This is a genomic window from Burkholderia sp. LMG 13014, from assembly GCF_905232215.1.
Lineage (GTDB): Bacteria > Pseudomonadota > Gammaproteobacteria > Burkholderiales > Burkholderiaceae > Burkholderia.
Genome location: NZ_CAJNKE010000838.1, coordinates 1 through 2002 on the forward strand (window position 1 = coordinate 1; position 2002 = coordinate 2002).

The following is a 2002-nucleotide window of genomic DNA, read 5'->3' on the forward strand; positions in this document are numbered from 1 at the left end:
CGATGTCGGGGCGGCCCGCGAGAAGGCGCGCGTCGGGCCGCTCGACCTTCAGCGCGGCCAGCGCGTCGAGCGTGCGCGGCGCCGCGAAGCGCGCGCCGTTGATCGTCGTGTAATCGAACGTGTCGTCGCGCTTGAGCGACGCGAGCGTGCGGGCCAGCGCGGCCGTGTCGACCGGCGCCGACGGCGACGGAGCGTCGAACATCTGCACGGCCGCATCGACGATCGGGCGATAGCCGGTGCAGCGGCACAGGTTGCCGGTCAGCGCATCGGCGATCTCGGTACGCGTCGGCACGTCCTTCGCCTTCGCGCACGTGCCGGCGCTGCCGCAGCCTTCGTGGCCATGCTTCTCGTACAGCGCCCACATCGACATCACGAAACCGGGGGTGCAGAACCCGCATTGCGAACCATGACAGTCGACCATCGCCTGCTGCACCGGATGCAGCGCGCCGTCCGGCTGGCGCAGGTCCTCGACCGTCAGCAGCGCCTTGCCGTCGAGCGTCGGCAGGAACTGGATGCATGCGTTGACGGCCTTGAACTCGACCGCGCCGGCGTCGGTCAGTTCGCCGACGACGACCGTGCACGCGCCGCAGTCGCCTTCCGCGCAGCCTTCCTTGGTGCCGGTGCAATGCGCGTCCTCGCGCAGGTATTGCAGCACGGTGCGGGTAACGTCCGCGCCGCTGACTTCGCGGATCGCGTGACGATGGTAGAAGCGGATCGGCTCACTCATGTCTCGATGGTTCTTCAAATGGGGGGCAAGGCGGCCTGCGCAGTGCGCTCGACCGACGTTTTTCTGACAGTTTGCACGCTATCACCATCAAATTCCGCAACCCATAGCCCATCACGCATGGGGCCCATATAACTGCCGCGATATGAGCGCCGGCGCGGCCTGGCGCCCTTTCCGCACGGTGCTCCGCCCACCATTTCGCAATGCCCCCGCCGATCCGCGGGCGACGAAATCGGGTCGCAATTAACTAAATGGTACCTGCGTGAAAACCGGTTCCATGGGAAAATCCCGATTCCCTTTTTCGCCGTCCCCCGTCCGTTTCGTTCATTCGTTCCGACCCCATGTCAACCGATTCCGCCACACCGCCGCGCAGCGGGTTCGCGGTCACGCTGCAAATCGTGTCCGTCGTCTGCTTCACGTTCATCTGCTACCTGACCATCGGCCTGCCGCTCGCGGTGCTGCCGGGTTTCGTCCATGACGACCTCGGCTTTTCCGCGATCGTCGCGGGCGGCGCGATCAGCGTCCAGTATTTCGCGACGCTCGCGTCGCGGCCGCTCGCCGGGCGCCTGGCCGATACGCTCGGCCCGAAGCAGACGGTGCTGCGCGGGCTGGTCGGTTGCGGCGTGTCGGGTGTGCTGCTGCTCGTCGCGCTGCTGCTCGCGCACTGGCCGGTTGCGAGCCTCGTGCTGCTGGTCGCGAGCCGGCTCGTGCTCGGCGTCGGCGAGAGCCTGTGCGGCACCGGCGCGATCCTGTGGGGCATCGGCCGGGTCGGCGTCACGCACAACGCGAAGGTGATCTCGTGGAACGGCATCGCGACCTACGGCGCACTCGCGCTCGGCGCGCCGGTCGGCGTCGCGATCGCGCATACGCTGAATCCGGCGCTGATCGGCGTGATCGTGATCGCACTCGCCGCGACCGGCTTCTACCTCGCGCGCCTGATCGCTTCCGTGCCGCTCGTGCACGGCGAGCGGATGTCGTACGCGAGCGTGTTCACACGCGTGCTGCCGCACGGCCTCGGCCTCGCGCTCGGCTCGGCCGGCTTCGGCTCGATCGCGACCTTCGTCACGCTGTACTACGCGGCGCGCCACTGGCCGAACGCCGCGCTGTCGCTGACCGTGTTCGGCACGCTGTTCATCGGCGCGCGCCTGCTGTTCGCGAACACGATCAAGACCTACGGCGGCTTCCGTGTCGCGATCGTGTCGTTCGCGTTCGAATGCTCGGGCCTCGTGCTGCTGTGGCTCGCGCCCGTGCCGCACGTCGCGCTCGTCGGCGCCGCGC

2 protein-coding genes are annotated in these 2002 nt (G+C 68.3%); one reads left to right on the forward strand and one right to left on the reverse strand.

What is annotated here, in order from left to right:
• Nucleotides 1-727: 2Fe-2S iron-sulfur cluster-binding protein (locus JYJ84_RS35215; RefSeq protein WP_205190174.1), on the reverse strand; the 727-nt coding region annotated here is incomplete at its 3' end.
• Nucleotides 728-1065: 338 nt separating this feature from the next.
• Here JYJ84_RS35215 and JYJ84_RS35220 point away from each other — a divergent pair.
• Nucleotides 1066-2002, forward strand: a 937-nt coding sequence (locus tag JYJ84_RS35220) for an MFS transporter (RefSeq protein WP_205190175.1), incomplete at its 3' end; no start/stop codon positions are given.